28 protein-coding genes and 1 pseudogene are annotated in these 26,004 nt (G+C 49.8%); 23 read left to right on the top strand and 6 right to left on the bottom strand.

What is annotated here, in order from left to right:
• Positions 1-117 precede the first annotated feature (117 nt).
• The 5 genes from V2P20_RS02900 (at position 118) to V2P20_RS02880 (ending at position 3,296) form a co-directional block, all read left to right on the top strand.
• The gene (locus V2P20_RS02900) at positions 118-591 is read left to right on the top strand and encodes a hypothetical protein (protein WP_331815950.1); all 474 of its coding nucleotides are present in this window, start codon (positions 118-120) and stop codon (positions 589-591) included.
• 22 nt (positions 592-613) lie between these two features.
• Complete coding sequence (locus V2P20_RS02895; RefSeq protein WP_331815948.1) at positions 614-1,117, top strand: hypothetical protein; 504 nt, start codon at positions 614-616, stop codon at positions 1,115-1,117.
• 242 nt (positions 1,118-1,359) lie between these two features.
• On the top strand, positions 1,360-1,926 hold the full coding sequence (locus V2P20_RS02890) for a hypothetical protein (RefSeq protein ID WP_331815946.1): 567 nt from the start codon (positions 1,360-1,362) through the stop codon (positions 1,924-1,926).
• Between the two features lie 196 nt (positions 1,927-2,122).
• A complete protein-coding gene (locus V2P20_RS02885) occupies positions 2,123-2,620 on the top strand; it encodes a hypothetical protein (RefSeq protein WP_331815944.1) in 498 nt (165 codons plus the stop codon).
• A 217-nt stretch (positions 2,621-2,837) separates the two neighbouring features.
• Positions 2,838-3,296: a DUF5991 domain-containing protein gene (locus V2P20_RS02880; protein WP_331815942.1), complete on the top strand. Its 459-nt coding sequence runs from the start codon at positions 2,838-2,840 to the stop codon at positions 3,294-3,296.
• 259 nt (positions 3,297-3,555) lie between these two features.
• Here V2P20_RS02880 and V2P20_RS02875 read toward each other — a convergent pair whose 3' ends face one another.
• Together V2P20_RS02875 and V2P20_RS02870 are read right to left on the bottom strand one after the other, a co-directional pair.
• The gene (locus V2P20_RS02875) at positions 3,556-4,914 is read right to left on the bottom strand and encodes an autotransporter outer membrane beta-barrel domain-containing protein (protein WP_331815940.1); all 1,359 of its coding nucleotides are present in this window, start codon (positions 4,912-4,914) and stop codon (positions 3,556-3,558) included.
• A gap of 472 nt (positions 4,915-5,386) precedes the next feature.
• Positions 5,387-6,862 (bottom strand): type VI secretion system contractile sheath large subunit, encoded by a 1,476-nt coding sequence (locus V2P20_RS02870; RefSeq protein ID WP_331815938.1) that lies wholly within the window; start codon positions 6,860-6,862, stop codon positions 5,387-5,389.
• A 325-nt stretch (positions 6,863-7,187) separates the two neighbouring features.
• Between V2P20_RS02870 and tssI the strand changes: the two genes are divergently transcribed.
• The 8 genes from tssI (at position 7,188) to V2P20_RS02830 (ending at position 15,185) form a co-directional block, all read left to right on the top strand.
• Entirely contained in the window at positions 7,188-9,374 is a 2,187-nt protein-coding gene (gene tssI / locus V2P20_RS02865; RefSeq protein ID WP_331815936.1) for a type VI secretion system tip protein TssI/VgrG, read from the top strand.
• Between the two features lie 3 nt (positions 9,375-9,377).
• Positions 9,378-9,887 (top strand): DUF6484 domain-containing protein, encoded by a 510-nt coding sequence (locus V2P20_RS02860; protein ID WP_331815934.1) that lies wholly within the window; start codon positions 9,378-9,380, stop codon positions 9,885-9,887.
• An 11-nt stretch (positions 9,888-9,898) separates the two neighbouring features.
• Complete coding sequence (locus V2P20_RS02855; protein ID WP_331815932.1) at positions 9,899-10,966, top strand: DUF2169 domain-containing protein; 1,068 nt, start codon at positions 9,899-9,901, stop codon at positions 10,964-10,966.
• Positions 10,959-12,017, top strand: coding sequence for a beta-ketoacyl synthase N-terminal-like domain-containing protein (locus V2P20_RS02850; RefSeq protein ID WP_331815930.1), 1,059 nt, complete (start codon positions 10,959-10,961; stop codon positions 12,015-12,017). The genes V2P20_RS02855 and V2P20_RS02850 overlap by 8 nt, the downstream gene beginning before the upstream one ends.
• The gene (locus V2P20_RS02845; RefSeq protein WP_331815928.1) at positions 12,018-12,896 is read left to right on the top strand and encodes a DUF4150 domain-containing protein; all 879 of its coding nucleotides are present in this window, start codon (positions 12,018-12,020) and stop codon (positions 12,894-12,896) included. It begins immediately after the preceding gene.
• 16 nt (positions 12,897-12,912) lie between these two features.
• The gene (locus V2P20_RS02840) at positions 12,913-13,440 is read left to right on the top strand and encodes an SMI1/KNR4 family protein (RefSeq protein ID WP_331815926.1); all 528 of its coding nucleotides are present in this window, start codon (positions 12,913-12,915) and stop codon (positions 13,438-13,440) included.
• Positions 13,441-13,525: 85 nt separating this feature from the next.
• Positions 13,526-14,788 carry a TIGR02270 family protein gene (locus V2P20_RS02835; protein WP_331815924.1) on the top strand — a complete coding sequence of 421 codons (1,263 nt, stop codon included), beginning with the start codon at positions 13,526-13,528 and terminating at the stop codon, positions 14,786-14,788.
• 172 nt (positions 14,789-14,960) lie between these two features.
• Positions 14,961-15,185, top strand: coding sequence for a hypothetical protein (locus tag V2P20_RS02830; RefSeq protein ID WP_331815922.1), 225 nt, complete (start codon positions 14,961-14,963; stop codon positions 15,183-15,185).
• A gap of 77 nt (positions 15,186-15,262) precedes the next feature.
• Here the strand turns inward: V2P20_RS02830 and V2P20_RS02825 are convergent, their stop codons facing one another.
• On the bottom strand, positions 15,263-16,009 hold the full coding sequence (locus V2P20_RS02825; RefSeq protein ID WP_331815920.1) for a hypothetical protein: 747 nt from the start codon (positions 16,007-16,009) through the stop codon (positions 15,263-15,265).
• A 764-nt stretch (positions 16,010-16,773) separates the two neighbouring features.
• On the opposite strand from V2P20_RS02825, the gene V2P20_RS02820 reads away from it, so the two are divergent.
• From V2P20_RS02820 to V2P20_RS02795, 6 genes are all read left to right on the top strand, one after another.
• Complete coding sequence (locus tag V2P20_RS02820) at positions 16,774-17,025, top strand: AlpA family phage regulatory protein (protein ID WP_331815918.1); 252 nt, start codon at positions 16,774-16,776, stop codon at positions 17,023-17,025.
• 61 nt (positions 17,026-17,086) lie between these two features.
• A complete protein-coding gene (locus tag V2P20_RS02815; protein WP_331815916.1) occupies positions 17,087-17,233 on the top strand; it encodes a hypothetical protein in 147 nt (48 codons plus the stop codon).
• Positions 17,234-17,669: 436 nt separating this feature from the next.
• Positions 17,670-17,903 carry an AlpA family phage regulatory protein gene (locus V2P20_RS02810; RefSeq protein ID WP_331815914.1) on the top strand — a complete coding sequence of 78 codons (234 nt, stop codon included), beginning with the start codon at positions 17,670-17,672 and terminating at the stop codon, positions 17,901-17,903.
• Positions 17,900-18,244, top strand: a complete 345-nt coding sequence (locus V2P20_RS02805) for a hypothetical protein (protein WP_331815912.1) — start codon at positions 17,900-17,902, stop codon at positions 18,242-18,244. The genes V2P20_RS02810 and V2P20_RS02805 overlap by 4 nt, the downstream gene beginning before the upstream one ends.
• A gap of 225 nt (positions 18,245-18,469) precedes the next feature.
• Positions 18,470-18,670: a hypothetical protein gene (locus V2P20_RS02800; RefSeq protein ID WP_331815910.1), complete on the top strand. Its 201-nt coding sequence runs from the start codon at positions 18,470-18,472 to the stop codon at positions 18,668-18,670.
• A 193-nt stretch (positions 18,671-18,863) separates the two neighbouring features.
• On the top strand, positions 18,864-20,279 hold the full coding sequence (locus V2P20_RS02795) for a hypothetical protein (protein WP_331815908.1): 1,416 nt from the start codon (positions 18,864-18,866) through the stop codon (positions 20,277-20,279).
• 98 nt (positions 20,280-20,377) lie between these two features.
• Here the strand turns inward: V2P20_RS02795 and V2P20_RS02790 are convergent, their stop codons facing one another.
• From V2P20_RS02790 to V2P20_RS02780, 3 genes and pseudogenes are all read right to left on the bottom strand, one after another.
• A complete protein-coding gene (locus tag V2P20_RS02790) occupies positions 20,378-21,349 on the bottom strand; it encodes an AAA family ATPase (protein ID WP_268120878.1) in 972 nt (323 codons plus the stop codon).
• A gap of 12 nt (positions 21,350-21,361) precedes the next feature.
• Positions 21,362-22,984, bottom strand: coding sequence for an IS481 family transposase (locus V2P20_RS02785; protein ID WP_331815952.1), 1,623 nt, complete (start codon positions 22,982-22,984; stop codon positions 21,362-21,364).
• A 45-nt stretch (positions 22,985-23,029) separates the two neighbouring features.
• A pseudogene (locus tag V2P20_RS02780) lies at positions 23,030-23,611 on the bottom strand (recombinase family protein); the annotation flags it as partial.
• Positions 23,612-23,855: 244 nt separating this feature from the next.
• Here V2P20_RS02780 and V2P20_RS02775 point away from each other — a divergent pair.
• From V2P20_RS02775 to V2P20_RS02760, 4 genes are all read left to right on the top strand, one after another.
• Positions 23,856-24,158, top strand: a complete 303-nt coding sequence (locus V2P20_RS02775) for a DUF1778 domain-containing protein (protein WP_331815902.1) — start codon at positions 23,856-23,858, stop codon at positions 24,156-24,158.
• Complete coding sequence (locus tag V2P20_RS02770; RefSeq protein WP_331815900.1) at positions 24,159-24,683, top strand: GNAT family N-acetyltransferase; 525 nt, start codon at positions 24,159-24,161, stop codon at positions 24,681-24,683. It begins immediately after the preceding gene.
• A 205-nt stretch (positions 24,684-24,888) separates the two neighbouring features.
• A complete protein-coding gene (locus tag V2P20_RS02765) occupies positions 24,889-25,131 on the top strand; it encodes a hypothetical protein (protein WP_331815898.1) in 243 nt (80 codons plus the stop codon).
• A 481-nt stretch (positions 25,132-25,612) separates the two neighbouring features.
• Positions 25,613-25,936 carry a hypothetical protein gene (locus tag V2P20_RS02760; RefSeq protein WP_331815896.1) on the top strand — a complete coding sequence of 108 codons (324 nt, stop codon included), beginning with the start codon at positions 25,613-25,615 and terminating at the stop codon, positions 25,934-25,936.
• Positions 25,937-26,004 lie beyond the last annotated feature (68 nt).

Genomic DNA, 26,004 nt, shown 5'->3' with positions numbered 1-26,004 from the left:
CCCATTTATTTAGGCTTTTTTGAATTTGTGCATAACGCCAGAAAACGCGGTAAAGCGTTATTAAGTTCACTGTTGGAACTGATTATCAGCTAACTCCCCGGAATCCATTATGAGCCTTTGAAATTAATTCTGGCTGTTATGCCTTTGCTATTCTTAAGTTTGACGCCAACTCCAGTTGTCTCCGAGGAATTAAATAAAATAGCAGGCAGAGAAGATTGTAAATTTATATCCCCGCCCGAGTGGCAAGGCAGAACGGTTGTATGGGATGGAGGCTGTCGAAATGGGATGGCACATGGGCAAGGTGTATTGCGAGCATACAAAGATGGGCTAAGTACGTTACTTTTTTTAGGTAATCTTGAGCATGGTGAAATATCTTTAGGCGTTATTGATTGCGATGATGGCTATATTGCAGGGCAATTTTCTCATGGAGAATTATTGCCTGATCTTGATCGTAATATCATTATCAACGCTTTTCGCAATGCGGCAACTGCGGCGAGGACCTACAGTAAACGGCTAAAGCGCCTGGGGAACCGAGAATCTGCCTCATTTTATCTAAAGAAAGCTGATGAATTAGAACATCAATTAGATTGATGCCGTAGCCGATAGAAGCACAATGGGCAAAGTTTTGTATTTTGCATTGGGATGTTTTGATTTCTGGTGCCGGCCGCCGTTGAAACTTCATTCATCAAATGATAGCCACGATTCTGTGGTTAAACAAAAGGAGAAAATCATCATGGGTCAAGGTTTTCAATCTGGCAGCCGCCCCGCTCCACCAGTTGTCGCTCCGATAGAGCACAACGGAATCCGTTATGAACAGGATATGCAAAGTTACGACCACGGTGGCGATCAGCCCGGAGGATATCTGACTGCAATTGACGTGAAGACTGGGGAACGCCTTTGGATGCTGAAAGTTTATGAAGTATCGGATCAGTCCGAATCCGGTGTTGATAGCATAGGTATTTATTTCAAAAGCATGGCCCTGATTCCGGGGCGTGATGCACTAGAAATTGAAGATGAAACTGGCAGACGCTTTATTTTTGATCTCATCGATAAAACTTCAACTCAAGTTTCCGAGATCCCGATAGACGCATTAGGACCGATTAAAATTCCTCAATAAAAGGAAAACTGCCGAATATGGCCGTATGATGGATGAGCTATAGAGCTATAGAGCGGAGTTTCTGAAAGGCAATCCGCCTTTAATTTTATCAACAAGACCGGGTTAGCTGAACACTTGAAGTCCAAAGCATGGAAGAGTTTTGGTCGTGCATATAACGGGCCTAAATATGCAGAAAACCAATACGATATCAAGCTTGAAGTAGCCTATAAAAAATACAATACTAAAAAATAGGATTACTAATAATGAGCGAAGCTAATAGTAATTACCGAAACAAAAAATGGATATTCATTAACATTTTTTTTGTGCTTATGTTATTTCCATTTTTCACGTGGAGCGCTGAGTTTGTTCAAAGAGAATCCGGTGAATCAATTCAAACATTTGCTCAGTCGGCCTTACCGAAAGATGCTGAATTAGTTGATCCAGTGGTAGAGGTTACAGTACAAAAATCATCACATGCGGTTGTAGCAATTTATCGTAATAAGAATCAATCTACGAATTTTAGTGGGCTTGTTCTTTTTCCCGAAGAAAAATCTCAAAAATATCGAGTGACTCATCTTGCGCCCATGAAAGAAGCGGATGGACTATTTGATATTGAAGTCAAATCCGTATTTACTGCTAAAACGAAGCTCCATAACAACAATGGTCTGGTTATTCTCTATAGTTATTATAGATTGGGTTCTGGAGAAGAGGGTGGAAACGCTGGCTATTTTTACCATCTGGAGGGTGATTCTTGGAAAATTGACGAAGGATTATCTGAAAGATTGGTGGATGTGGAAAACGCAAAACAGGCTAGAGCTAAATTAAAATAGATCTGTAAGTAAGGCCCAGCAGTGGTGTAGGGCGCATTAGCAATAGCATAATGGCGTCGAATGCTTGAAACTCAAAATGCGGCGTAATACGGCTATCGCAAGCTACGCCCAATGAATTACGCTTTGTCGTATTGGAATGGGCGGAAAAGCCCAAACAGTTTTTATTTTCTCATTCAACCAAAACAGGAGTTCACTTATGCCATTAACCTTCATGACTATCGAAACCGATTGGAACAACGCGGTCGGTGGTTTGCCAGCCCCCAATCCTGCCGGACTCCCCATTCCCGGCCTGACTTACCGTAATGCGGATGATGACGGCGGGACGATGGTTTACCTTAACTTCACGTATCAAGGCGAAGATTTCCATATCTCCGTACCGCTCGCCGAGGGTGGTGTCGCCAACTCGTTTCATGTCACATCGGAAACAGCGACAACGAACCAATTAGAACCAAACGGGAAAAAGGGTGGCACGACTTATACCGTTAAGAACAAGCCAAGCTATTACTACGATTTCAAGATAACTGCGGGGCCGGCAGTCAGTTTCACGCCGGCGACAAAAGCTACAATTATTGGCAAGAAAACACAGAAGGTGGAAAGCGCTAGTTACAAATCCTCATTCCTGCAAGTAGTGAGGGGTATCATGCAGCCTTTTATTATATACATGTACAACAACGGGAATGCACAAGTGGGCTGAGCGTCAAGGATCAGTAGGGTGAACACTTTTATAGACGTTCATATAGCGATTCTTTATCCTGCAGCAATTGGGAAATCTTCTGATTACGCATTTTGAGAAAGGCATAAGCAAAATGCTGGTTTTTGATAAAGACGGCAAAATTTCATTTGCAGATGTATCTTCATTAGTAATGCAAAAGTATCAAAAAGGTCTAAAAAAGGATATATAGGGTGACACGATGAAACATCTATCTTGGGCCAAATTTCCAATAATGACAATTGCATTGCTTCTGACTCCTCATGCTTGTATGAGCCAGGAGTCTTTTGAATGGGAAGGAGAGTACCTGTACCAGGATCAGCTTGGAAAAAGCTTTGGCGGTAGTCCGATAGTAATTGATATGAATTTGCGTATCAAAGCTGACGGTTCTTGTTCGCTGGTAGTTAATGGTTATCAGATTTCGGAGAAAATTATTTGTAGAGCAGTATCCGATTCTGTGGGTAAGCAAATCGCCTTTGTGTCTTATGGTAATGGAAAAATTGAAAATGAGTATGGCGTTCAGCAATATCAAGTTGGCGAAGTCTTGTTTAGTTTGGAACGCTCACAGGATAAAGTATTAACCACTTGGCAGTCACTAAAGCCGGATAATATTGAAAAGACGAAGGGAAGCTTTTTCGTAAAGGCGGAAATGGTCAAATAATCGTTGAAAATATGCTGTTCAAAGAGTTGTAGGCGGATTTGCTGAAAGGCAATCCGCCTTTTAATTGCTGCGAAGGGCTCTCCTTGATAAGCGCCAGGCCGGAAAAGCCTGGACTAAGAACGCATCGGGTTGCCATATTGGCAACCCGATATCCGCTAATGGAGGAAAATAGCGCGCCTGTCATCGCCTCGCAAAACATGGAATAACTTGTGACTTTAAGATTATCATTTCATGTTTGACGTACTAAAGAATAATCCGGTTAAAATTCGAAACGTACCCCTCCTTCAATAGTATGGTTAACAGCATCAGACATAATAAGGGATTGATAGTTAAACATGGCCGACAATCCGTTCGGTAATGTCACCAGAACACCGGCGCCGATATTACCCCAATCTGTCTCAGATGCGTTCGACACGATTAAAGTGCTGCCTCCCCCTTGAATCAGGGCCTGAGTCACTCGGGCGTCATTGGCGTACTCTCTCACCCATTCGCCAGTGACTCGCGGGGTGACCACGCCGAAAGGCAAACTCCAGGCATAGCTCAATTCGGTGCCAAATGTGCTGGTTACTGACGTAACATATTGGTTCGGCACATTTAACAAGCCAGTACGGGCATCTCCGCTTTCTTGGTAACCGCTAATATCCATATAAATAGCTGACGCTTCACCGTATCCGCGTAAACTCCATGCTCCAAAGCTATGCGTGTACCCCAGCCCCGTATGGATGTTGTATTCGTCTGTACGGAAGGCTGCATTCGCCGAAGTAGCGCACGTTGCGCAGTTGCGCTTTGAACGATTGTCATGGCTCGCATAACCAGCCGCAATATCAATATAGGTATTTTCAGTTGGCAATAGCGTCACAAAAGGTGAAAATCTGAAAGTATCGGCATCCAGGCGGCCACCCGAATTTACGACTTCCGCTGATGAGCTGGTATAGCCAAATAACAAGCCCGTAAACAAACGGTCACTGATTTTTAAATCAACGCCACCGTTAAAATTCCTGGTATACAAATCAAATCCTGCCGCAGTGCTGCTGCTCTCAACATTGCCGAATGTACCGCCGGAATTGACATAAAGACCAAATGGCCCCACAAGCTCATAGCCATCGCCTGCGCCCCCGCCCGCGTTAGAAGAATTCGGGTTTTGCCTCAATGTGCGCATTGATTGCAGCGAGCGGCTCATCTGGGTTGTGCTACGGTTAAGCTGCAAATTAATCGTCGTTGCAGCATTGACTGCATTGATGGCTTGCTGCTCTTCTGTCGCATGGCCGCCGGATAAAACAGGAAAGCAGTTGTTTTGGAATTCAATGATAGCGGCATCTGATGGCGACTCGAACGGCAGTGAAGACGAGCCTCTGGGTGAGCTGCAAGTCACAGTATCAGTAGCTGTATTCCACTCGAAAATTGCTCCTTCCACGGCGTCAGTTATGCGATACGCGTAATCAGTAAAACCTTTGCTTGCCTGGTAGTCGCCAAACGCACTTGCAGCTTCTGTATGGCTAAGTGCGGAAGTCACGTCGGCGACAGGAAATTGAGTTCCATCTTGGGCGATATAAGCCCCGCTGAGAGCCCCCCAGGCTGCCGGAGTAAATGCCAGCAACGGAAATAAAATTTTTTTCATTAGAAAGTTCCCCCTTTATGTTGCGCTCATTTGGCATGAAGCAGCGCATTATGTTTTATTGTTATCGTGCGGTGAGACACTGCACAGGATGAATCTCAGCCTCTGCTTGGTTTTAAGCTAACTGATCATTGTTAAATTCATCTAACATATTTTATAGATAAAATCCGAGAACCGCATTACTGAATCTGAAAGCTGTAGAGTGGATTTGCCTTGGCAATCCACCGACAAACTGAGCCTTAAAAACCGTAATGTCCTGCAATGTTAAGGGCTTGATTGAAATTTGGGGTATGAAGGAGTTGATGTGGCTCGTAAAAGTTAGATAATGAGCAGAATCTATTGAGCAGGGCGAGGTTTGTAACCTCGCCCTGAACGTTTGGAAACCGTTTTCCGGCCGTAATCATAATTCCAATGGATGAGAGTTTGCCAGCATGTATATATATCGTGACATTATTCAAGGCTGGGAATACGTGAGTCAATCTTCTCGGCTACAGATTCCGGCAAGCCCGGCTAGAGGCGCAGCTATTGATTGAAATCGCAACAACCGTGCGCAATTGCGGTTCCGGTAGCTCAGCAACGGCATGACGCCTCGCTCAAGCATTGCTTCTGCCGTGGCTTCAGGCAGGTACCATTCCGCGCCGGCCTGCATGAGCGTTTCGCCATCTCGTTTATAACTGTAGGCGGGCAGGTCGTCGACATTCAAGTGCCGGTCGGGCGACATTGGCCAGCCGGCCTCCTGAAAATTTTCCGCCAATAATCTTGCGCAGGCGAAAGCAGGGTTGCCCCACAGGAAAGCCTCGTGCTCGTCCGGCGTAGTCAATTCTTCAAATTCAAAACTGTCGATCGGGTCGGTTTTTCTACCGTAAGGCAGGCGCAAAAGAATCCGGGGCAACGCCAGGCCCAGCCATCGCGCATAAGGTTTTTCACGCAATGCTTGCCATGCGGCCATGAATTCAAAGTCGCCATTCCATGTCGAAGGAGGGGAAGGCTGGGCCAGTGAAGGGCAACCTAAAAGACTGCTGTCGGCGGCGGCCAGAAAAGGCGTACCCATATGGGCGGCGATAGCGCCCATGGCTGACAGTGTTTGTACATCCTGCAGGGCGGCTGCAAAAGTATAATCGCCTATTATCACCGACCAGGGAGGGTCAATGCTCTGCCGGGCCAGCAATTGGTAAACGGCCGAGGTTTCCAGATTCTCGCCGGCGCTCAGAAGATCCTGAGCCAATTCAGCCTGTGATATGTCGAGCAGGTGCAACTGCAGTGATTCGCCCGTTTCGAGGCGGGAAACCAGTTCATAAGCGGATCGCCATAATGCTTCAAGAGACTGAAAGTCAGGATGGTGCAGCAGGGAGCGCATCAATGCGCTAGTTACCCGGTCGACTTCGGCTATCAGTTCGGGCTGGCGCGGATCGATCTTCTCAACGATATGGGGCGCTATGACGTTTTTAAACAAGATGTCCAGAGAACTTTGCAGGTGTGGTTGCTGCGCAGGCGCTTTCCCGAGCAGACGCTCAAACAATGCGTTCTGATCCTCAGCCGGAGCTGGTTCGACAGATTGTCCGGCGTCATCCGGTACATTGGCCGTCCCCATCAACTTGGCCGCCGTTTGTGCAAAAGTTGCAGGATTCTGCAGGCTTTGGCGCAACTGAGCCACGCGATGAAAAACATCCAGTTCCTTATAGAGATGATCAGGGTGAAAGTCGTCGAGGCAGTGGAAGACGACTTCGGTCTGCAAGTCCTGAAAGTTCAGTGCAGGGCTCAATCGGAACATGACTTCGTCAAAATTATCAATATCTATGCCGGTTATTGTCCGATTCTTCAATGCCGCATCAGGATGACGATGTCCGCTGAAATTGCCCGCCATCAGTATGCGCATGGGCGAATCTGCGGATGCAGCCTTTTTGTCTGCGGCAGTGCTGAAGCGGAAGTCGAACTTTAATTGTCCGGGCATGAGGGCTCCTTAAGTGATCGGAAATAAGCATTTGTGCTTAAGATAATTCGATGTTCACCCATGTGCAAGTCTCTTGCTGAGCTTGTAGTTAGGAGCCGCTTTGATTACTCGTATAATTATTCTTACAACCTATCCCTCCACTTGTTCTATCGGGTTTGAAAAAAGCTATATCAAATTGCACTAAACCAATTTGCATTGACTTTCATCAGCTTTCTAATAATATTTGCTGGATAGAGAAAATGGTATAAACGGCAAAAAGTGGTATCGATCGCTTATACGCTGACGCTCAGTGTTGAATGCACTCTTGTTCCAGGAATCAAGCTCCATGGCGGTTACACAAAAAAATCGTAAGATCCAGGTCTTTACATCACTTGCCGAAGATACTTTGCTGTTTTACCAGATGCATGGCCGGGAGGGCTTGAGCGAGCCATTCGAATACAGCGTGGAACTGGTCAGTGAAGACCGGGCTATCGATCCCGAAAAACTGCTGGGCGAACCGCTCACTATCAGGCTGCAACTGGAAGACGGCAACTGGCGCTACTTCCATGGCTTTGTCAGCCGCTTCGGGCAGTGGGGCGATGTCAACGGGCTTTCGGGCTACCATGCCACAGTCCGGCCCTGGCTGTGGTTTCTGACCCGCACCTCCAACTGCCGGATCTTCCAGAACCAATCCGTGCCCGAGATTATCAAGCAAGTCTTCCAGGACCGCGGCTTCAGTGACTTTGAAGAAAAACTGAGCGGCAGCTATGCCACGCGCGAATACTGCGTGCAATACCGCGAGACCGACTTCGACTTCGTCAGCCGACTGATGGAAGAGGAGGGGATTTACTATTACTTCAGTCATGATAAGAACAAGCATCTTCTGGTGCTGGCCGACTCCAACAATGCCCATGCCCCGTTTCCAGGCTATGACGATATCTCCTATCATGTCGAGACCGGCCCGACGGACCGTACCCGCAAGGATCACATCCACGACTGGATCTTCGCGCACGAAGTCCAGCCGGGTGTCTATGAACTTACCGATTACGACTTCAAGAAGCCGAAAGCCAATCTGTTGGTCAAGTCCATTCTCAAAAATTCCCATCCCCACGCCGAATATGAATTTTTCGATTACCCTGGCCGCTACACGGAAACCAGCGCAGGCGATAATTTTGTCCGCCAGCGCATCGAGGAACATCATGCCCGTTTCGAACGCTGCGAAGGCAAAGGCAACGCCCGCGGTCTGGCCGTCGGCTGCCGGTTCAAACTGGAGGAATTCCCGCGCCAGGACCAGAACCGTGAATATCTGGTGGTCTCCGCCAACTACCATCTGCTGCTGGACGAATATTCTTCCAGTTCCACGGCGGGCGAAGAGAAACTCTTCGATTGCAGCTTTACCGTCCAGGACAACAAACGGCCTTACCGCGCCCCGCGCAGTACGCCGAAACCCTATGTTCGGGGCGCGCAAACCGCCGTTGTGGTGGGGCCTGCCGGCGAGGAAATCTATACCGACAAATACGGCCGGGTAAAGGTGCAGTTTCATTGGGACCGCTACGGAAATAAAGACCAGGACAGTTCATGCTGGGTGAGGGTTTCATACCCTTGGGCCGGCAAGAATTGGGGCATGATCTCCATCCCCCGCATCGGCCATGAAGTCGTCATAGAATTCCTGGAAGGCGACCCCGACCAGCCGCTCATCATTGGCAGCGTCTACAACGCCGATATGATGCCGCCTTTCGAATTGCCGGCCAACGCCACACAGAGCGGTGTTCGTACCCGCTCCTCAAAAGGCGGTTCTGGCGCCAACTGCAACGAACTCCGTTTCGAGGATAAGAAAGGTTCGGAGCAGGTTTATCTGCATGCCGAAAAAAATCAGGACATCGAAGTCGAGAACGATGAAACGCATTGGGTGGGTCATGATCGCACCAAGACCATCGATCACGACGAAACCTCCCATATCAAGCATGACCGCACGGAAACTGTCGATAATAACGAAACCATCACTATCGGCGTCAATCGCAAAGAAACCGTCGGCGCCAATGAAACCATAGACATCGGCATGAACCGCACGGAAACCGTTGCCCAGAATGAGACCATTACCGTCGGATTAAACAGGACGCGCGCGGTGGGTATCAATGAAGCCATTGCCATCGGCGCCGCTCAGGAGGTTGTGGTCGGCGCGGCTAGAACAGTCAGCGTAGGACTCAATCAGGCGACCACCATTGGCAACAGCTATTCAATGGATGTTGGCAACGACCAGTCCGTTCAGGTAGGAAAAAACCAGAGTTCCAGTATCGGTGATAACCGGAGCGCTTCGGTCGGCAAGGATGACAGCCTTGATGTAGGTAAAAACTTAATGATAAATGCAGGCGACTCCATCGTTATAAAAACCGGGGATGCCAGTATTACTATGAAAAAAAATGGCGACATTACCATCAAGGGTAAAAACATTACTATCCGCGGTTCCGGCAAGATCAATGCCAAGGCAGACAGTAATGTGGTCATCAAAGGCAGCAAAATTGGCGAGAACTAGAAAATGGCGGCAGAATCGGTTATCAAATTTCAAAGTCCGTCGGCACACACTGGCGAACAAATCAACGATGCAACGGTAAGCCCTGCTCAGGCGCCATCTCTGCCAAGTGTTGTGATCGGCCGCTTGGAAGGTTTCGAAAATGGCCTGCCGATGGTAAATTTTCCAAACAATAAGCAGGGAAAAGCGCTGCGGGCGCTGACAGGCGTACCGCTGTCGCAGACCAATATAGGCCGTGAAGTGATTCTGGCCTTTGCCGATGGCGATCCGGAAAAACCGGTCATTCTAAATCTGCTGGTCGATCACCGGTCAGACGGCACTCCTGCCTCCTCTGTTGATATTCAGATTGACGGCGACAGATTGCTGCTTACTGCGCAAAAAGAAATCGTGCTCCGCTGCGGCGAAGCAAGCGTTACCTTGACAGCCGCCGGAAAAGTTCTTCTCAAAGGCGCTTACGTACTGAGCCGGTCAAGCGGATACAACAAGATCAAAGGGGCGGCGGTTGACATCAATTAATATATATTCTCATGTGGCAAATTGATAACCGTACGCCTTTTTCCGCTGAGCGAGGATGGGTCCGTGATCGCGATGGCGCCGAGATCTGGCTGGTAGCAGTCAAGGCAACATTTGACATCAAACCGGATGGTTCCGTCGAAATCTCGAAGGAGCAGCCTCCCGTGCTGCGCATTCCTGAATATTACGGCGAGCCGGGCAAGAGCAGCATAAAGTACGAGGCCGATCTTGTTTTAACGAAGAAAACTACCGATGTGCTGGTCATCGGCCATGCATATGCCCCTATCGGTTATACGGTAACTTGTCTGGATGCCGGCTTTCGGGTAGGACCTATTACAAAGATGCTTCGCGTTTATGGCGATCGTCATTGGGATGCTGAAGGCGGCTTGTCAGCCCCAGAACCTTTCGAAAAAATGCCTTTAATATACGAACGGGCCTTTGGCGGGGTGGATCATGCATCGGCCAATCCGGAACGGGATTTCGACTGGCGCAATCCTGTAGGCACCGGATACGCGGCTTCCTGGCTGAATCTTGCAGGTGTAGCGTTGCCCAATATTGAATATCCGAATCAGCTTATTCAGTCGGGCAGTGATCGTCCGGAGCCGGCCGGCTTTGGGGCTGTCAGCTGCCATTGGCAACCGCGCGTATCGTTCGCAGGCACTTATGATGACAATTGGATAAAAAATCGTCAGCCTCTCCTTCCGGAAGATTTCGATGACCGCTTTTATCAATGTGCGCCGACTGATCAACAGGCCCCAGGTTTCTTAAAAGGCGGAGAACCCGTCGCGCTCAGCGGTCTGACGCCCAGCGGAAATTTATTGCGCTTTGTGCTGCCCAAAATTTATCTGGGCTTCGAAACCCGTTTCTATGACGGCAGCCGCGAAATCCATAAAACGCGTAATCTGCACACAGTCATCCTGGAGCCGGATTTTCCGCGCGTCTCCTTAGTCTGGCATACCGCTCTGCCGTGCCACTTCAAAGTGCAAAAGCTGGAACGTACCATCGTAACCCTCAAGACTAATTTGAGAGAAGGGGACGCTATGACTGATGATGCTGTGCTGGAGATGGGGCAAGATGAGTAGTACGGCTATCTATGTTGTTGGGTTAGGGGCCAGCACGCCGGTCGGACGCAATGCCTGGTCTAGCGCTGCGGCAGTAAGGGCGGGAATCAGCGGCTTCACGCAACATCCTTATATGATCGATACGGCGGGCGAGCCGATGTGTGCCGCGATAGCGCCCTGGCTGGATATCGACATCACGGGTGTGGAACGATTTAAGGCATTGCTGTTTCCAGCAATTGACCAGGCTCTTGCCCCCATTGCCGAGGCGCAGTCACCTCGTCCACGTACCGCTCTGTCGCTGGGCCTGCCCGGTCAGCGGCCCGGATTGCCTGGGAATTTTCAACCCATGCTCATGAATGCACTGGCAGAAAAGTACCGTAGTACTTTTGCAAGCGTTGCCGCATTTCCCAATGGACATGCCGCCGGACTATTGGCCCTTGAAGCCGCAGCGAGACAGCTTGTTCAGGGCGCATTCGATGCTTGTGTGGTCGCCGGAGTCGATTCGTATCTGGAACCCGAGACGCTGGAATGGCTGGAAGCATGCGACCAGCTGCATGGGGCCGGTCCGCTCAACAATGCCTGGGGTTTTATTCCAGGGGAAGCGGCCGGCGCGATTTTGGTCATGCGGCACGAATTTGTTGTACGGCTGCGCCTTCAGCCTCTGGCGCGTTTGCTTGGCTTGGGTTCGGCGTTTGAGCCCAAACGCATCAAGACTGAGACTGTCTGCATCGGCGAGGGTCTTACGCAGGCTTTCCGCACTGCCCTGCAGGCATTACCCGAAGGCGTCAAGGTGGCCGACGTCTATTGTGATATGAACGGCGAACCTTATCGGGGCGACGAATATGGTTTTACCTGTTTGCGGACCAAGGAGTATTTTGAGTCGGTATCCGACTTTGTCGCCCCGGCGGATTGTTGGGGCGACGTTTCCGCCGCCAGCGGGCCGCTCTACGTTGGACTTGCCGCAATAGCCGGCAGCAAAAATTATTCAAATGGCAACGTGGCATTCGTTTGGGCCAGTTCCGAAGGCGGCGAACGCGCGGCAAGTATTCTGGAAGTGAGGAGATCGGTTTAAATGCCTGTAACAATCAAGGTGAACGGTGTAGCCAATTCGCTGGTGCATAAAGGCAGTAACGCCATCTCCACTGCGACCATTCCCGATGTCTGCAAGACCCCGACTCCGGGCGGCCCGGTGCCCATTCCTTATCCGAACATTTCCCAGTCTGCGACATTAGCCAAAGGTACAACCACCGTTAAGGCCGATGGCGGCATGATGATTGCGATTAAGGGTTCGGAATTTTCGCTGTCCAATGGTGATGAGCCGGGTTCTATCGGCGGCGTCAAATCCAGCACTTTCATTAAGGAGTCCACCTGGATTCTTTATTCGTTTGATGTGAAGATGGACGGCAAAAATGTCTGCCGGCTGACAGACAAAAAATTCCAGAATCATGAAAATACCGTCGATCTGGCCGGTGCAATCCTGGCTCCTACCCCTGTAGGCATGATCGTGCTCGAGTGCGAGCCTGGCTGGACGCCGTGTCAAAAAGCGCAGATGCAAGCCAAGGCCAATAAGCTGGACTCACTTGCGAAGCAGGGAAAGATCAAACCCAGAAATACATACAAAGACGGCAAGCCGACATTGCAACGTAAAGCCGGCAACGGATGGGCTGCAAAATTCGCTCGCGACTGGAACAAACCGGCGCCGGAAGGCTGGCCGGATTCCTCCAACCCAGCCAAACAGCCAAAAAAATTCTACGATGACTGTGCAAAAACAAACGATCCGCTCGGGAATAATATGGAGGCGGACCACATTCATGAAATGCAACTGGGAGGCCGGGCTCAGGGACCATTTCTATGGCTGGATCGTGAAGTGAACGGGGCGTCCGGACGACAGATAAAAGAACAACGGAATACGACACCAAACCCGACCGGTTTCACAACCAAGAACTGCTAGCGAACTTGAGGACAAAATGGATCAGAGCATCGAAGACCGTATCAGGCGCGCCGTCGAAAAAGGCATTTCCGCCCGCAAAAAATATTACGATTCAATAGGCCTTCCTGATGAGCAGGAATTAGGGCCTCCATCCTCCCAGGAAGAAATATCAGCGCTTGAGGCGGCAATCGGGAAACCGCTGCCGCCATCGTACAGACGCTTTCTCGAGATGTTTAATGGCTGGCGCATGATCGATGGAGGGCTGGATCTCCTTCCAGTCAAGGATTTGCTTGACGGCCCGCGCAAGCAGAAGATATCCGAATGGCAAAAAAAAATGGAATCTTGTGGGGATGACGTGGCGGCCAGAAGCCTGGTTATTGGTGTGTCATCCGTGACTGCGACTAAATATTTGTTAGATCCCGAGGTTATCGACCCTTACGGGGAATGGCGATTCGTCCAGCACCATAACGGTGAAGAAGCCGAGGTTGCGAGTTTTCTGGAATGGCTGGAGGAGTCAGTTGATGAATATGATGAATTGGCTTCCATGAACCATGATATGCTCTAAAAGAAAGGGTTGTGTCCTGTTCGCTTCAAAAAGTGTCTATCGGAAACTTAATCGGGTTTCCCTTTATTTGAAAAAGTTATAACTTATGTTTGCTGCCGCGATTCCCCACATCGTTGAACAACACGCCGAAGAAGCGGCTTTTCTCTGGTTTCTCCGCAATCGGGCAGTTAATGCGCCTCACTATAAATTAAGTGAATTAACCAGACTCGACAACCGTGTTGAAGCTCATCTGGATGGCTTGCGAATTGCCGGGCCGGAAGGCTGGAATCTGTGCGAACAGGCACTGGAAATCGGCGAGGCCGGCGAAGTGTTTACTGCCGGGTTATTGGCTCTGGAAAGCAAGAACCCGCAAAAATTGGCCAAAGTCGCAAGCATTGCCGAAGATTCGGTTGAGGCAGCTAAGGGACTGGTTTCGGCTTTTGGCTGGACTGAACCCTCCAAACTGGCGAGAACGGTAAAACTTCTGCTGGATTCCAGTTCGAGCTTCCACCGGTTTATCGGCCTTTCCGCCTGTGCGGTTCATCGAGTAAATCCGGGCAATATTCTGGATAATTGGGTGCAAGACCATGATGCGCCGTCACTACTTCGTGCCCGTGCTTTGCGGACAGTCGGAGAGCTGAAACGCCGTGACCTGATTTATGATCTCCGTAATTGTTTTCATGCCCAAGATGCCGCAATACGTTTCTGGGCTGCATGGTCGGCGGTGCTGCTGGGTAATCGCAGCGATGCGCTGGAAGTTCTCAAGGTATTTATGGCGACCGGCTCGAGGCAGTTTCCTGGCGCTCTGCCTATGTTGCTGCGCGCGATGCCGATTGAGGGCTCGGCACCTTTGTTGAAAGGCCTGGCACAGTATCCGGAACGGCAAAGGGATCTGATTGCCGGTACGGGAATGGTGGGCGATCCTTTGTACGTACCCTGGCTGATCAAGCAGATGGAAACGCCGGAACTGGCGCGGCTGGCGGGCGAGTCGTTCAGTTTTATCACGGGCGCCGACATCGCTTATGAGAATCTGGAAGGCGAGCGGCCGGAAGGTTTCGAATCGGGCCCTACCGAAACCCCGGAAGACGAAGATGTCGAACTCGACGGCGACGAGGATTTGCCGTGGCCTGATCCGGCCAAGATCCAAGCCTGGTGGGTTGCGAGACAACACCGGTTTCAGGCCGGAAGCCGCTATTTGCTGGGCGCTCCGATCTCTGAAAGTCAGTGCCGAAAAGTCTTGCAGGAAGGTTTTCAGCACCAGCGAACTGCCGCTGCATTGGAACTGGCGTTGATGAGGCCCGACGAGCCGCTGTTCGAAGTCCGCGCTCCCGGCTGGCGGCAACAGCGTCTGTTTCTGCATACCGCATGAAAATGATGCCTAATCTGACCATACTGATCTTTGGCGTTTTGTCTTTGCTTTTCGCTTTTTTCTCAGCGCGGGATTATCTGCGCAATAAGGGCAAATTATCTCCCTCAGCCCTTGTGTGGCGGCGCATCGCTATCATTTTCGCTGTTGTGGCGTTAGCTTTGATGATAATCCAGTGAGTTATAGGGGGGGGGCAACAATCTCCCGCGTGCAACGCCGGCCTTTCGCCAAGCCGTTGGCTGAATATCGATCCGAGTATGCGCATGCCCCTCATACTGGTATGGCGCAGGCTTATCTTTCCGATGATTATTCGATGAAGGCTATTGCCGAGGTGTTCGAGGTGCATTATGCAACGGTCAGGCGGGTCGTCAAAGCATATGAACGGAATCACGGTAAATGATTGGCTTGCAGCCATACTGAGCAATGAGCTTCACACCAAAAAATGTTGGATTGCAAGACCTGACCTCGTTCGCTTCTTCATAAACAAAAAGAATCTTCATAATCCAATTGTTCCATCAACTTTTTCTCTTTGGAGACAGTCTCCTTCCTTGTGGAAATAACAGCATCCTTACCAGAAGATTCATCATACTTGAACTGTTCTATAAGCTTCACCCCAGTCAAATAGTTAGTACTTTCGAGAGTGTTTTCACTGGCTATATTTACATCTGCACCGATCAAAACAAATTTATTAAGTTCCAGATCATATCTAAAACGCTGCACTTGGCGGCAAGTCTCTTTTGAGCCACCACCAAACTCAGTTTCTATAATAATAATGCCACGATTAATCTTTATCTGTGGCACGATGTCCGGGACAGCATATGTCCCGCCACAAATAGAACACGGTAAAAGATGATCCGCTGTTGTTGCCAGTTTAAATTTGCCTTCTTGCGTTTTAAATAATACGAGCATTGCACGATAACGGGGATTGGATTTCTCATTCTTTTTAGAAGTTATCGCTTCATTTTCAATCAACTCCAACACCATGTCAGGTTGTTTATCACTGTTTAAATCGCCCTCAACTTTCTTTTCAATTGCCCATCCATTTGGTACAAAGCTTTGAGGTGTTATACCTTCAATTGGACTTTTTGAAACATCGATAAAGCGGCGGTCATCTTCAGCAAAGGTCTGCTGGGAAAATGTAAGAGAAAGTAGTAAAAGATAGAACAATATTTTTTTTGTTTTATTAATCAGGAAAAACTTTTTTAAATTTTTTTGTTTAACCATGACCGTAATTCTCATAAAGATATAAATTAACCTCATCATGTCGACGATTGACCCATTTCCCTTTAACTTTTTATATTGAAAAGATAGTATTGGAGCATATGATCCTCAACGGATGGGATTATGCCCGTATATCGATTAAGATCCACGTGAATCCGCTGAAGCATGGTTATGGGAGACAGGTTGTCGATTGGCCTTATTCGACGTTCCACCGTTATGTTGCGGATGGATTTACTACCTGCCGACTGCCGATTGGTGCGGCGTTCCTGACGATTTGCCGGCAGCGTTGGCATAAAGATCCGGTGGGGAAGGGTAAATCGTACGGTGTATGCAATGGTTAGATTTCCAACCTATTGGCAAATGCCCTGCCGCCATAATGGGCGGCAGGGCATTTGCCGTGATGGTCATCAATTAATTATTTCCGTCATGAAAAAATAAGTCTCCTTGGATGCCGAATAGATAAAGGGCTGATCTGAATGTGCCGGCTAAGTTACTGCAAAAGTTACTGCACTGCGCCGCTGTGGCTCTGCATATCGGCCACAGTTGAGGTTAATTCTAACCGCATTCGTTGCGCTTGTATGCCAGCTCTTATCCCATATTGGTGGATTGGCATAAGTCTATGATTCTTAAGTACAAATCTCAAGTCGGGATTCCCCGATTCGGCGATAAGATTTTTAATCATTCAAAAATATACGCCAATAGACCTTAACATACGCCCAAGCCATACGCATGGCGACGCAAAACATCATACTTTAGTAGGATTTCAAATGTTACAAGATCCAATTTTTCATTATCACATCGACACGTCCACCCGCGAGACGGGCTTCTTCAGAATTTGGGATATTATCGGCTGTAAAAAACGTGGCATTAAGCCGCTCATACCTGTGTGCAAAGCGCAATGGTATCTGGGCATGGCATCAGGCAAATATCCAAAGCCAGTTAGCCTAGGCGTAAGAACGATTGCTTGGAGGAAGTCCGACATTTACGACTTGATTGATAGACTTTCGGCAGACAAGTAGCCGAAAGGGTAATCCCTGGATTCCAGGGATTTCCGATTTGAAAACTTCTTGGAGAATACTCATGACGAAGTTAGATCAGGCCCTAAGCGACTGCCATCGCATCGCGGCCCAGTTTGAAAAACTACATACCTATAGTATCACATTCGACAGCATCACCGATGCCCTGCTGTGGCTGACATTCGGAATCGTTCTCGGCTCCTTGCTCTAAACCGCCACCACGCAGCAAGGATGCTGCAAACCTAAACTATTGATTCACAAGGTAAAAATGATGTCCACAAGTATTAACATTCCGTTCAGCACAGAGCTCTTAGTATCCGCAGTTGTTGCGCGCATACAACAACTGTCATGGCTATGGGCGCTGTGCAAATAGCTTTAAGTATCAGTGACTTAGTAATCCGGTAATACCCCAAATCATTTTAAATCATTGCTTTGCGCCAAACTGCGCAATACAATTATACACAAGTTATCCGCTGCAAGGCAGATGACCAGCATGTGTTAGGGCCGCACAAAACAACGACTCTATTCAAACACCTTGACGATAAGCGCCAAGCGAGAAGCACGCGATATAGAACCCTTTTCTTTATCGAGCTTTGCCGCGCGCGTTATCGCCAACGGCATAGCGAATCCTTTACAGGAACTCGCAAATGAACAATCAAAACGCAAATAACAATCTCGGCTTCTACCGTGTGTGGGACATCGTTGGGTCCAAATCGCGCGGGGTTCCTCCACTTATACCGATCAGCAAAAGAACCTGGGAAAAAGGCGTAGCCGAGGGCAAGTACCCAAAGCCTGTAGGCCTTGGCGAACGCGCCATTGCCTGGAGGAAATCGGACATTCACGAGTTGATTGAGCGGCTGGCCAATGGGGGTGCAAAATGACACAGATGTTACCTACATTTATCCCGGTCGCTCCCGGCATGAAGGCCGTTATAGTGGAGCACTTTACTATGGAGTTCGGGCTAACAATCTACGGCATAGCTGTGCAGAATGATGACCTGCTTTGCGCGACCACGCAGGGCGTATTACGAATTGACGGCATGCTTGACTCGACCGGCAGTACTGAGGAGGACTGCGCCTTTGGCATCCTGAATACGGACGGCTCGATCGACAGCACTGGCCCAGCCTTCAAGGATGTATACGAAGTGTTGAATTATCTGGACAAAGTTAAGCGTAGAGCGCAGCGCATTGCAGAGGCCCGCGCTAAGCAAGCAGGTAATTGACCGTGACTCATTGCATATCCGATTGTAAACAAACAGGAACCAATTTGTACACTACCAGGAAACAATCGGGTATGCGCTCCTCAGATTTGAGGATCGCAATTAAAATCAATGACTTACAGGCTATAAACCTGTGGTTGTCAGCTTGATACAAGTAGCCACTTGTTAGGTTTCTTAATTGAACGTAGATATAATTCGCGCAACACAACACCTACAGGAATACCACAAGTGAAAGCATTTACACCCGAACAGATGGAATACAGACAAAAGTATCAGAGAGCGACATACCGCACAGTGAACGTGCGTGCAGACTCATTCGCTGAACTGACAGCCTTATCGCTAGAACTCAACAAGCCATTCACGAAACTGATTAAAGAAATGATTGTGGCTTATCGCGAGAAGCTGGCGCGTGAAGCAGGAGGGGCTTAAAAGAAAAAGCTCTTAGCCGATTGCGTATTTTCAGCTAAGAGCTTGTCCGAGAGACCTGAGCAGACCATACCCGAGCAGAACTAAGACGAACAATTATTCAAGCGCAATAATACTGTATAAGCCGCGCACATTCAATAGTTCTGGTCTGCTCAAAAACAACTTTCAACAATTTTTATTTTTGAGTAATTACCCTATGATAAACAACGACGATCACAATTCAATCGCGCTTGATTCCGATTTTATCGACATGTATCAAGTCGAGAAGTTCGAACAACAATATTACGACGAAGGCTATTACCTGTTAGGCGACGAGACAAAAGACGAGTACGCTGCGCGCATGATGGCCGAGATCCAAAACAAAGCCGCTGAGATCATTAAGGAGCAGCAGCAGAAAGCCATCGCCCCGGACCCACTGGCCGCTATGAAAGCGTTCAATCAGTGGATCGTATGGCGGGAAGAGCCAAACCCTAAGCCTGATGGCAAGCCAATAAAAGAGCCAAAGAACCCTGCCACTGGGTACGCAGCAAACGCGCACAACCCACGCATTTGGATGAGCTATGAGGCTGCGGTAGCTGCGGCGGAACGCATGTCTAAGGGTTCGCCAAAACCATTCCGTGTGGGCTTCACATTCACAGCAGCCACAAAGTTATTTTTCTTTGACCTAGACAACTGCATAGACACCGACACCGGCGAGATCCGCACTGAAGCCACCGAGCTTATGGATTTGTTCCCCGGCTGTATGGTTGAGCGCAGTGTATCCGGTAAAGGCTTCCATGTGGTCGGCACTTATGAGGGCGACGAACCACTGCACGATAAGAAAGCGGATGGCTGGCTGGAACTCTATACAGATAAGCGGTTCATGGCACTGGGCCTGGATGATGGCAGAAAGGGCGATGCCGGTATGAAGGCCACAGTGGAGCTTAATAAACTCATTGAGATGCGCTTTAAGCCTGAGTTGATATCGGCTGATGGTAAAGAGGTGACTGCGGAATGGACTACGGAATATGACCCTAAGTGGAATGGCTTCGAAGATATCGACGAGCAGTTGACAAAAGCCCTGGCCGCACAGCCCTCAAACGATAGGCTGATGGCAGGTAAGGCAAGTTTTGCCGAACTACACGCAGGCAGCAACGCGGGATTCCCTGGCGACAGCGAGGCAGATGCCGCGTACTTCTTCGATCTGGCATACTGGTTTGGTCGCAACTGTGACGTGATTGAAGCTGTGGCTTTAAGCAGCGACAGAGCCAGGGACAAGTGGGAAGGCCAAGTGTATTCTAACGGCGACACGTGGCTACGGCGCGAGATTAAGGCGGCGGTGGCCAGACAGACTAAGGTTTATGATAAGGGGTTTAGGAGCGAAGATGGCAATCGTAAAGTTCTCGAGCAAGTTGAGTACTTGGCTCTTATGGCCGAGGCGCAGCGCAAAGCGGTAGTTGACGGTATAGATCACGCACATGTTGACATCTTGCGCCATGTGGACGATTCGCACATCTGGAAGCGCCTGAGCCAGCATTATGCGTATCTGCAATACTTACCTGTGGCGGCCTGCAAATATAAACCACAGGACCTGCAAACAGCCATTTTTTCGGCCCGGATTAACTGCCAATAGCCAACCCCTTCGACCCGAATTAAATGAGAATAGACCGGCATTATTTGCCAACAGCCTGCAAACATCGCTCAAGGCCCACATTGTGCGCCAATAAGAAATCAGAGGGGAATCCCAATCGCCAACAGGCTGTTCTGCAATTCTTGTGTCCGGGCTGGAGTCAGGTTGCCTTGCAAGAATGACCGTATTTCAGCGGGTTTGGTGTCGAGCAGTTCAGCCAGGGCCTTGGCATTGTAGCCGTGCCGGGTTAAGCGCGGCCCTAACGCATTGATGTCTTTGGCCAAGATGGCCTCAATGATATCTGTTTCCACCGGCTTTTGTCCTATGCGGTAGGCTTCTTCGAAAGCTAATCTCAGGTGCTGTTCAATTTGCAGGGGCGTCGTTAATCGCTCTGCCAGCTGCGCCAAGGCTTCATCGGTAAAAACATCGCTGCGTTTAACGCCTTTTTTCAGGCATTTTTCCAGCAACCAGTTGATGTAGGCAATTTTTTGGCCCTGTATGCCTTCAAGACTGAAGATCGTCGTCCGTGAACCAATTTCTTCCATGACTGGCCGGCGCAATTCATTCTTTAATTTGGGGTGTCCGGCCAGGACAATGGAGAGCGTGCCCTCGCCGTCTTGCACGACCTCAATGAGGCGCTTGAGTCCAATCAGGGTTTTACTGTCGAGGTCATGGGCTTCATCGACAAATAAAGCAATCGGTTTTTGGCGTTTTCTAATCAGCGTTTGCAGCATGCGTTCACGCTTTTCGGGTTGCGTAGGGATTTTAAAATCCTTTTCCGTGGCCAGATCATAAAACAACGCCATCATCAAGGTGCCCAGATTGACTCGCCCTTTTTCTATCGACAGTGATTTTGACACCAAAACCTCTTTTTCTTTGATGAGTTCCTGCCTGATCGCCTTTAAGGTGGTCGTCTTGCCGCACCCAACAATGCCCGATAAGGCGATCATCCGGCCTTGTTTGACCTGGGCTTTGAGTTCTTTAGCAATTTGCTGATGGTGTTCCGTTTCAAAATAACCGGCCCCTTGACAGTCCTGGGCGAGACCGTAATAGTCCATGACATCGCTTAACATGTGGCTTTCCTTTTAATGACGAATAAAAAAAGCGTGTATTTGTTCGAAAATCAGACGCTTGTTGAGGGTCTCGGCGACCACTTGATTAACGTAATCCAGTTGCTCCTGGTTCAGCTTTGCCAAGGGCATGCCCAGTTCAGCGGCAATCGCTTGCTTTGCCGCCACCCGATCGGGGAACGTGAATTCCATGAACGGATCGGGATCATTAAACGCGGTTCCCGGTATGTCCGGGTCCGGCGCAAAAGCCGCCAATGTGCCGGCATTAGGGTGATGATCCAGCGCCGCGCGGGTCAATTTAAGTTCATTCGCCAACGCTTCAATCCGCTCAGCCCGCTTTTGCTGTTTGGTTTTTTTGAACGACCGGTAACGCCCCAAAGGGATAGGGCCGTTGACGGACGCATAAGGCCCATAGCGTTTGTCGCCGAATTCCACATACAGCTCGCTGTCAAACAGCCCCCACCACAACACGACGGTTTCCCCAGCCAGGTCCGGATCGACCTCATAGGAAATACCATCAATACTGACCCGCGCATCGCCGCCCACCTTGCGGCGTTCCGGTTCCCGGGCAAACGTACAGAACCGGTCCCAGGAGCACATTGCGCGAATGCCGGTGGCAGGCAGGTGCTGTTGCCAGTCTTCCATCCGGGAATGGGCTTCAGATCGATGCTGCATGTTGTTGTAGCGAATCAGGAAATTAAACAGCCATTCGTTGGCTTCGGCTTCATTTTGCGGTTCGTGGAAATGATAAAGGGTCTCATGCATTTCTTTGACGGTCCGGAACGGCCTTTCGACTTTGCCTTTGGCCCGGGCGGTCACGCGGGTGCCATCGCTGCCTTTCGGCCTATGGACGATCACCTCAATTCCCAGGTAGGTCATGACTTGCTGAAAAATCCGGCTTCGGGTGATCGGGCCACTATCGCAATAAAGCTTAGCCGGAATCCCCTGGAAGGCGAATTGGGCGTCCTGCTTCGGCGACATCGCCGCAAACAGGAACCGCAACGCCGCTTCCACATCTTCGCCGTAGACGCAGTGGTATTCCTGATAGGCGGCGCCGCTTCGGTCATCGACCACGCTGTAAAGCATCAAGGTGGGCGCTGCCCGGTCCTGATCCACCCATAGCGGTTGTTTGACCTGTTTAAGGTTCGAGGGACTGAGATCGAACTGCCAACAGTCATTGCTTTGCTCGGCCTGAAAACGCACCGCTGGCGGCTGCCGAACCAGGTAATTGCGGTCATAACCCCATTGTTTCAGATAATGGTTGACGGTGGTTTTCTTCAGTTGCCCGGGCCCGGCTTTGACAAAGCCCTGGGGCGTATCGAGGCCGAATTCCTCCAGCAGGCGAATGCAGCCCGAGGTCGACAGATGCCGGCCCTTCTTGTTGGACGTCCTGATTTTCATGGCGGCAATGATTTCGCAATACGCGGCCATTTCGTCTGCCGGCAGGACTCTCGGCTGCCCACGGTCAGACCGCCGTAACGGCTTGGGCCGGTTATGGTCATGCAGGGCTCGGTATAAGGTGGTTTCCGAGACGCCATACAGTTTTGCGGTTTCCTGCATGATGGCTCGACGCTCCTTGCTGCGGGCCGGAAAGACGCTGAGACGGTGGCGTAAACTGATCAGCGCTTCCGAGAAAATGCGTCTGCCGCCCATGCCCTTTCACTAGGCGCATTCAGCGTCTGGTTTAAAAGACCCGAGCCTGACCCCGCGATGCCGCAGATAGGCATATAGGGTGCTTTTGGCGATCCCCAGTTTTTCTGCGATCTCGTTTACCGTCAGCTTGCCTTCCTTGTAGAGGGTTTCCGCAGCGCAGGCGGTGGCTTCGGCTTTCTGGGGCAGGCCTTTGGGCCGGCCGCCATTACGCCCCCGGGCCCGGGCTGCGGATAGACCGGCCTGGGTTCTTTCCCGGATCAGGTCGCGCTCAAACTCGGCTAATGAGGCAAACAGGTTAAAGCTCAACCGGCCTTGCGGGGTGGTGGTATCGATGGGATCGTGCAGGCTTTGCAGGCCGATCTTTTTTTCCATCAAGTCATTGACCAGGCCGATCAGGTGATTGAGCGAACGGCCTAACCGGTCCAATTTCCATATCACTAGCACATCGCCAGGGCGGAGGTTGCGGATCATCTCGTTCAGCGCCGGACGCTCCGCGCGTGCGCCGCTGGCAATATCCCGATAAATCTTGTCACAGCCGGCTTTGGTTAAGGCGTCGATCTGGAGCTCTAGATGCTGATCCCGGGTGCTCACCCGGGCATAGCCAATTTTCATAAACGCTGAATCCTTGAAAAGTTTGATTATCTCATTGTGAAACTGTATCTTAAACTTTGTTTTATGAAACCGCAATACGAAACAACAGAATCAATGACTTAGCGATCAACAGGCCGTGCAGGCCCAGGTCTGATAAAACGAACATTTTGTCGAACCGGCAAGTCTGCAGAAAGGATTATTATAATTCGTCAATATGACGTACAATGTTAGTCAATATGATGAATGTAACCCAGGAGGTTTTGCCATGCCCAGCAAAAAAGTGAAGACCGCACCAGAGCCCGTACGCGTGGAAAGACTCGGTTTCCGTCTGGATGAACAGACGAAGGACTTAATTGAACGCGCAGCCCATCTGGAGTGCCGAAAAGTGACCGACTTTTGCGTGGCAGTGCTTGCCGACGCTGCACGCCGGACCATTGCGGAGCACGAGACACTCAGGCTTTCTGAACGTGACCGAGAGGTATTCTTCGATACGCTCATGAGTCCCCCCCAGGCCAATGAAAGGCTCATCCGCGCACTGGCGGAGCACAAGCGGCGGATTGTTTCGTAAATGCCTGCAGAGCCATCGCGCGATTTGAAAATCGAGCCGCTTGGACCCCATCACCATCGCGCTGGCTTTGTCTGCGGCGTCGAAAGCCTGGACCGCTATTTCAAAACGCAAGCCAATCAGGATGTGAAGCGCAAGATCAACGGCGTATTCGTTCTCGTCGATCCGTGCGAGCCGGCTGAAGTACTCGGCTACTACACCCTATGCGCGACTGCGCTGGCACAAGGGGACGTACCGGTGGCTGCCCGCAAGCATCTCCCACGCTATCCTTTGGTCAGTGCAACCCTTGTGGGCCGTCTGGCTGTCGCAGGCCATCACCAAAGACAAGGGCTGGGCGCACTCTTGCTCGCGGATGCGGTGCAGCGGGCTTACGCGAGTGCAAGTTCCATTGGATCTTCCATGCTCATTGTAGACGCCATCAGCGAGCAGGCTGCGGCCTTCTATGAGGCTAATGGCTTCGTTCGCTTACCGGACTCTCTTCGACTGATACTGCCGATGCAAGCGATTGCGAAGCTGCTGGAGTCGTAACCGCCGATAGATCCCGTTTCTGAGCCAAAGCCGCCTGGATGAGGGAATACTGGCGTGCCCGCGGTCCCATTCTCAGTTAATGTGATCCCGAAAAAATGGATGTAATCAACTCCTATCATTCTAATCCGCACTATAAAACGCTTGTCGTTACGCAGTAACAAACCTATACTACTGTTGCTGCGTAACACCACAAGGGGAAATCAATATGGCGAAAACCAATTCAGAACGCCAGGCTGAATACCGTTCCAGGCGCAACCAAGGCGAAGGGGAGCGGCGTATTAATACATGGGTGAGCGTACCGGCTGACTTGGCGCTGGAACGACTGGCTAAGCGTTACGGCGTAACGAAACGAGCCATGATTGAACGCTTGGTGATTGCCGAGGACGAACGTATCCGCGAAACACTGGAACTGGATAGTCCGGAATGGGATGAGTATTTCAGTATTTAGCGTTGCTCTGCGCGGTTATATGTCGTGTTATGGAAACAATACCTATATCAAGAATCATGCCTGAATATAACATAATGATTTATATACTAAATACAAATATTGGCATAGAATCATGCTCGTTAATCTATTGTTTACTGTTTGCGACATATCACCGCAGTACACAGGCACAATTGCTTATAGAGGCGGATATTGTGTCTGTGGACGATCCGGAGCTGGTGATAGTCATTAAAGGCTGAAATTATATCGTTGCGGCCTTATGGCCCGAAAATGAAGGAATCGCTGTCGTACCTCATTTGCAGCTAAAGCGAGTCTTGAGCGATGTTTGCAGGCTGTTGGCAAATAATGCGGGCCTATTTTCATTTAATTCGGGTCGAACGCATCGGCTATTGGCAGTTAATCCGGGCCGAAAAAATGGCTGTTTGCAGGTCCTGTGGTTTATATTTGCAGGCCGCCACACTTACCTGTATCAACAACGGCACTCATGATGTTAAGCGTATTCAGTTCGATAGCGTGTCGCAAATATATTGCAGTGCCGACTGAAGATTGGTACATACCATTAGGTATTCTCGCTGTGGCTGAGCAGCCATCCTCAACGGGTAAATCACGCGTGATAGGAGGCGCACAAAAGCCGTTCCAGAAAATCGTTGACGATGTTAAGCGTGAGATTGAACTTGGCTTTAAGGATGAATCCTTGAGCGCCGTGAATACCCCGATTGCTGTTACCGACGAGATAAAACATCGGCTGGAATTACCTTTGGCTCTTATTGGATTCCGGGGAGATACCCAAGCATTGTTGACTCCTTGAATTTGAGGTTCAGTATCGCCATATAGGACGGATGATTACCTTACCTCAACTATTAGACAACGCCAAAT

The organism is Methylobacter sp. Wu1 (assembly GCF_036553575.1).
Taxonomy (GTDB): domain Bacteria; phylum Pseudomonadota; class Gammaproteobacteria; order Methylococcales; family Methylomonadaceae; genus Methylobacter.
Note: the sequence above shows the minus strand (reverse complement) of the source record. Positions and strands in the feature narration are given on the sequence as shown.

What these genes read in the sequence shown, in the direction of transcription:
- V2P20_RS02835 (WP_331815924.1), top strand. Translation starts at nt 13,526, where the DNA reads ATGTTTGCTGCCGCGATTCCCCACATCGTTGAACAACACGCCGAAGAA.
- V2P20_RS02880 (WP_331815942.1), top strand. Translation starts at nt 2,838, where the DNA reads ATGAAACATCTATCTTGGGCCAAATTTCCAATAATGACAATTGCATTG.
- V2P20_RS02820 (WP_331815918.1), top strand. Translation starts at nt 16,774, where the DNA reads ATGTTACAAGATCCAATTTTTCATTATCACATCGACACGTCCACCCGC.
- V2P20_RS02795 (WP_331815908.1), top strand. Translation starts at nt 18,864, where the DNA reads ATGATAAACAACGACGATCACAATTCAATCGCGCTTGATTCCGATTTT.
- V2P20_RS02765 (WP_331815898.1), top strand. Translation starts at nt 24,889, where the DNA reads ATGGCGAAAACCAATTCAGAACGCCAGGCTGAATACCGTTCCAGGCGC.
- V2P20_RS02810 (WP_331815914.1), top strand. Translation starts at nt 17,670, where the DNA reads ATGAACAATCAAAACGCAAATAACAATCTCGGCTTCTACCGTGTGTGG.
- V2P20_RS02885 (WP_331815944.1), top strand. Translation starts at nt 2,123, where the DNA reads ATGCCATTAACCTTCATGACTATCGAAACCGATTGGAACAACGCGGTC.
- V2P20_RS02815 (WP_331815916.1), top strand. Translation starts at nt 17,087, where the DNA reads ATGACGAAGTTAGATCAGGCCCTAAGCGACTGCCATCGCATCGCGGCC.
- tssI (WP_331815936.1), top strand. Translation starts at nt 7,188, where the DNA reads ATGGCGGTTACACAAAAAAATCGTAAGATCCAGGTCTTTACATCACTT.
- V2P20_RS02845 (WP_331815928.1), top strand. Translation starts at nt 12,018, where the DNA reads ATGCCTGTAACAATCAAGGTGAACGGTGTAGCCAATTCGCTGGTGCAT.
- V2P20_RS02855 (WP_331815932.1), top strand. Translation starts at nt 9,899, where the DNA reads ATGTGGCAAATTGATAACCGTACGCCTTTTTCCGCTGAGCGAGGATGG.
- V2P20_RS02870 (WP_331815938.1), bottom strand. Translation starts at nt 6,862, where the DNA reads ATGCCCGGACAATTAAAGTTCGACTTCCGCTTCAGCACTGCCGCAGAC.
- V2P20_RS02890 (WP_331815946.1), top strand. Translation starts at nt 1,360, where the DNA reads ATGAGCGAAGCTAATAGTAATTACCGAAACAAAAAATGGATATTCATT.
- V2P20_RS02775 (WP_331815902.1), top strand. Translation starts at nt 23,856, where the DNA reads ATGCCCAGCAAAAAAGTGAAGACCGCACCAGAGCCCGTACGCGTGGAA.
- V2P20_RS02770 (WP_331815900.1), top strand. Translation starts at nt 24,159, where the DNA reads ATGCCTGCAGAGCCATCGCGCGATTTGAAAATCGAGCCGCTTGGACCC.
- V2P20_RS02760 (WP_331815896.1), top strand. Translation starts at nt 25,613, where the DNA reads ATGATGTTAAGCGTATTCAGTTCGATAGCGTGTCGCAAATATATTGCA.
- V2P20_RS02790 (WP_268120878.1), bottom strand. Translation starts at nt 21,349, where the DNA reads ATGTTAAGCGATGTCATGGACTATTACGGTCTCGCCCAGGACTGTCAA.
- V2P20_RS02895 (WP_331815948.1), top strand. Translation starts at nt 614, where the DNA reads ATGGGCAAAGTTTTGTATTTTGCATTGGGATGTTTTGATTTCTGGTGC.
- V2P20_RS02805 (WP_331815912.1), top strand. Translation starts at nt 17,900, where the DNA reads ATGACACAGATGTTACCTACATTTATCCCGGTCGCTCCCGGCATGAAG.
- V2P20_RS02850 (WP_331815930.1), top strand. Translation starts at nt 10,959, where the DNA reads ATGAGTAGTACGGCTATCTATGTTGTTGGGTTAGGGGCCAGCACGCCG.
- V2P20_RS02860 (WP_331815934.1), top strand. Translation starts at nt 9,378, where the DNA reads ATGGCGGCAGAATCGGTTATCAAATTTCAAAGTCCGTCGGCACACACT.
- V2P20_RS02840 (WP_331815926.1), top strand. Translation starts at nt 12,913, where the DNA reads ATGGATCAGAGCATCGAAGACCGTATCAGGCGCGCCGTCGAAAAAGGC.
- V2P20_RS02875 (WP_331815940.1), bottom strand. Translation starts at nt 4,914, where the DNA reads ATGAAAAAAATTTTATTTCCGTTGCTGGCATTTACTCCGGCAGCCTGG.
- V2P20_RS02825 (WP_331815920.1), bottom strand. Translation starts at nt 16,009, where the DNA reads ATGGTTAAACAAAAAAATTTAAAAAAGTTTTTCCTGATTAATAAAACA.